Here is a 4,000-nt window from a genome sequence, read left to right as displayed (position 1 = left end):
CTTCCGTCCGGTGCGCACCGGACGGAAGACAGGCCGCGCGAAGAAGGCGGTACGGGGAAACGCCGCACGCGACAACGCCTACCGGCAACACCGTGCGAGAGCCGGTGACGGCCCGCCCGCACAGCCGGCCCGCACCGCTCAGGCGAAGACGGCGAGGCTCTTGGCCTTGCCCTTCTCCTCCTCCACCAGCACGAGGAAGGCGCCGTCCGGTCCGAAGACCGCGACCGGCCCCGGCGGGTACGCCGGCATGTCCAGCCGGACCCCGTTGAGAAGCAGCTTGGCGCGCTTCTCGTCCACGTCCCAGCGCGGGAACGCCGAGGCGGCGGCCTCGGCCACCGGCATCACGGTCAGCTCCTGCTGGTGCTGGTCGAGCGTCCGGGCGGCGTCGATGCCGTACGGGCCGACCCGGGTGCGCCGCAGGGCGGTCAGGTGCCCGCCGACGCCGAGCCCGGCGCCGAGGTCCCGGGCGAGGGCCCGGATGTACGTCCCCGACGAGCAGACCACGGAGACGACCAGGTCCAGCACCGGGGTGCCGTCCTCGGCGACCGCCTCGCGGACGTCGTACAGCCGGAACGAGGAGACCGTCACCGGACGGGCCGGGATCTCGAACTCCTCGCCGCCGCGTACCCGCGCGTACGACCGCTTGCCGTCGATCTTGATGGCGCTGACCTTGGACGGGACCTGCATGATCGGCCCCGTCAGCGCGGCGATACCGGCGTCGATGCCCTCACGGGTGACCTTCGAGGCGTCGGTGGACGAGGTGATCTCGCCCTCGGCGTCGTCGGTGACGGTGTCCTGGCCGAGCCGGATCGTACCGAGGTACTCCTTCTCGGTGAGCGCGAGGTGACCGAGCAGCTTGGTGGCGCGTTCCACGCCGAGCACCAGCACCCCGGTCGCCATCGGGTCCAGCGTGCCGGCATGGCCGACGCGCCGGGTGCGGGCGATGCCGCGCATCTTGGCGACGACGTCGTGCGACGTGAAGCCGGACGGCTTGTCGACGATGACAAGGCCGTCCGGCGTCTTGATCTGCTCTGTCATGCGGAGGTGTCGTCCTCGTCCTCCGGCTTGCGGTACGGGTCGGCACCGCCCGCGTACGTGGCGCCCGAGGACGCCTCGCGCACCTTGGCGTCCGAGGCCCGCACCTGGTCGAGGAGGTCCTCGATCGCCTTGGCGTTGCCCGGCAGGGCGTCCGCCACGAAGGTGAGGGTGGGGGTGAACTTCGTCCCCGCCGCCGCTCCGACCGCCGACCGCAGAACGCCCTTGGCGCTCTCCAGGCCGGCCGCCGCGCTGGCCCGGTCCTCGTCGTCGCCGTAAACCGTGTAGAAGACCGTGGCCTCCCGCAGGTCACCCGTGACGCGGGTGTCCGTGATCGTCACATGGGTACCCAGCCGGGGGTCCTTGACCCCGCGCTGCAGTTTCTCGGCGACCACCTGCTGGATGAGGTCCGCCAGCTTCTTCGCCCGCGCGTTGTCGGCCACTGGTCCGTCTCCTTCTGCCTTGCTCAATCGTCTTCGTCGCTGTGCAGCCGCCGCCGTACGGACAGCAGCTCCACTTCCGGCCGGCCGGCGACGAGTCGCTCGCACCGGTCCAGCACGTCTGTGAGGTGCCGGGTTTCCCCGGAGACCACGGCGAGGCCGATTTCGGCCCTGCGATGGAGATCCTGATCGCCCGTCTCCGCCACGCTCACCGCGAATCTGCGCTGGAGCTCGGCGACGATCGGCCGGACGACGGAACGCTTCTCCTTCAACGACCGTACGTCGCCGAGGAGCAGATCGAAGGACAGAGTCCCCACATACATGGATGTCCGGATGTCCCGCCGGTTCGGGTTCGCGCCCTGCTCACGCGTGGCAGGGACACAAGAACCGTACACGGAACGGCCGGGGCCGATCGACGGAATTACCTTCCGCCGATCGGCCCCGACTGTTGAGGTACGGGTCAGCCTCGCGGCTTCTCGCGCATCTCGTACGTCGCGATGACGTCGTCGATCTTGATGTCGTTGAAGTTTCCGAGGTTGATACCGCCCTCGAAGCCTTCGCGGATCTCGGTGACGTCGTCCTTGAAGCGGCGCAGACCGGAGATGTTGAGGCTCTCCGCGATGACCTTGCCGTCGCGGAGCAGGCGCGCCTTGGTGTTGCGCTTGACCTCGCCCGACCGGACCAGGACACCGGCGATGTTGCCGAGCTTGGACGAGCGGAAGACCTCGCGGATCTCCGCCGTACCGAGCTCGACCTCTTCGTACTCCGGCTTGAGCATGCCCTTGAGGGCCGCTTCGATCTCTTCGATCGCCTGGTAGATGACCGAGTAGTACCGGACGTCCACGCCTTCGCGCTCGGCCATCTGCTGCGCGCGCCCTGCGGCACGCACGTTGAAGCCGATCACGATGGCGTCGGAGCCGGTCGCCAGGTTGATGTCCGACTCGGTGACCGCACCCACACCGCGGTGCAGGATGCGGATGTCGACCTCGTCGCCGACGTCGAGCTGGAGCAGCGAGGACTCGAGAGCCTCCACCGAACCGGACGCGTCGCCCTTGATGATGAGGTTGAGTTCCTGGACCAGACCGGCCTTGAGCGCCTCGTCGAGGTTCTCCAGGGAGAACCGGACACCCTTGCGGGCGAAGTTGGCGTTGCGCTCGCGGGCCGCACGCTTCTCGGCGATCTGCCGGGCCGTGCGGTCCTCGTCGACGACCAGGAAGTTGTCGCCGGCACCCGGGACGTTGGTGAGACCGAGGACGAGGACGGGGGTCGACGGACCCGCTTCCTCGACGTTCTCGCCCTTGTCGTCGAGCATGGCGCGGACTCGGCCGTAGGCGTCGCCCACGACCATCGTGTCGCCGACCCGCAGCGTGCCTCGCTGCACCAGGACGGTGGCGACGGCACCGCGACCGCGGTCGAGGTGGGACTCGATGGCGATACCCTGCGCGTCCTGCTCCGGGTTGGCCCGCAGGTCGAGCGAGGCGTCGGCGGTGAGGACCACGGCCTCCAGCAGGGAGTCGATGTTCAGACCCTGCTTGGCGGAGATGTCGACGAACATGGTGTCGCCGCCGTACTCCTCGGCCACCAGACCGAACTCGGTGAGCTGACCGCGCACCTTGACCGGGTCGGCACCTTCGACGTCGATCTTGTTGACCGCGACCACGATCGGCACGTCGGCCGCCTTGGCGTGGTTCAGCGCCTCGATCGTCTGGGGCATCACACCGTCGTTGGCCGCCACCACGAGGATCGCGATGTCGGTCGACTTCGCACCACGTGCACGCATGGCGGTGAACGCCTCGTGACCCGGGGTGTCGATGAAGGTGATCTTCCGGTCCTCGCCGTTGACCTCGGCGGAGACCTGGTAGGCACCGATGTGCTGGGTGATGCCGCCGGCCTCGCCCGCGACGACGTTCGTCTTGCGGATCGCGTCCAGCAGTCGGGTCTTACCGTGGTCGACGTGACCCATGACGGTCACGACCGGCGGACGGGCGATGAGTGCTTCCTCGCCACCCTCGTCCTCGCCGAACTCGATGTCGAAGGACTCGAGCAGCTCGCGGTCCTCCTCCTCCGGGCTGACGATCTCCAGGACGAAGTTCATCTCGTCCGCGAGGAGCTTCAGCGTCTCGTCGGAGACGGACTGCGTGGCGGTGACCATCTCGCCGAGGTTCATCATCACGCCGACGAGCGACGCCGGGTTGGCGCCGATCTTCTCGGCGAAGTCGGTGAGCGAGGCACCACGCGACAGACGGACGGCCTGTCCGTTGCCGCGCGGCAGCATGACGCCGCCGACCGACGGGGCCTGCATGGCCTCGTACTCCTGGCGCCTCTGCCGCTTCGACTTGCGACCACGACGCGCCGGACCGCCGGGACGGCCGAACGCACCCTGTGTGCCACCACGGCCACCGGGGCCGCCGGGACGACCACCGAAGCCGGGCTGATCGTGCGCCGAGAGGTCAAGTTCGTCTACGGATTCCAGTCCGAGCTCGACCGGCTCTACGGCTTCGGCATGCAGTGGGGCCGCGGCTACA

At 68.9% G+C, this 4,000-nt stretch carries 3 protein-coding genes and 2 pseudogenes; 1 reads left to right on the top strand and 4 read right to left on the bottom strand.

All coding sequences use genetic code 11. The features are described 5' to 3' along the window. Window positions 1-138 precede the first annotated feature (138 nt). The 4 genes and pseudogenes from truB to infB all read right to left on the bottom strand — a co-directional run. Window positions 139-1,038: a tRNA pseudouridine(55) synthase TruB gene (truB, locus tag ACWD3D_RS34310; protein WP_451464612.1), complete on the bottom strand. Its 900-nt coding sequence runs from the start codon at window positions 1,036-1,038 to the stop codon at window positions 139-141. Continuing rightward, window positions 1,035-1,478, bottom strand: coding sequence for a 30S ribosome-binding factor RbfA (gene rbfA / locus ACWD3D_RS34305; protein ID WP_328719101.1), 444 nt, complete (start codon window positions 1,476-1,478; stop codon window positions 1,035-1,037). Before rbfA ends, truB begins: the two co-directional genes overlap by 4 nt. A 23-nt stretch (window positions 1,479-1,501) precedes the next feature. Beyond that, a complete protein-coding gene (locus ACWD3D_RS34300) occupies window positions 1,502-1,798 on the bottom strand; it encodes a DUF503 domain-containing protein (RefSeq protein ID WP_328719102.1) in 297 nt (98 codons plus the stop codon). Between the two features lie 137 nt (window positions 1,799-1,935). Beyond that, window positions 1,936-3,909: pseudogene (infB, locus tag ACWD3D_RS34295) on the bottom strand (translation initiation factor IF-2); the annotation flags it as partial. Here infB and ACWD3D_RS34290 point away from each other — a divergent pair. Continuing rightward, window positions 3,907-4,000: pseudogene (locus ACWD3D_RS34290) on the top strand (Tellurium resistance); the annotation flags it as partial. The pseudogenes infB and ACWD3D_RS34290 overlap by 3 nt on opposite strands.

It is taken from the genome of Streptomyces sp. NPDC002690 (assembly GCF_053592415.1).
This window is presented reverse-complemented; position numbering and strand designations above follow the sequence as displayed.

Excerpts from the sequence above, each read along its gene's own strand:
- truB (WP_451464612.1), bottom strand. The coding sequence starts at position 1,038 with ATGACAGAGCAGATCAAGACGCCGGACGGCCTTGTCATCGTCGACAAG.
- ACWD3D_RS34300 (WP_328719102.1), bottom strand. The coding sequence starts at position 1,798 with ATGTATGTGGGGACTCTGTCCTTCGATCTGCTCCTCGGCGACGTACGG.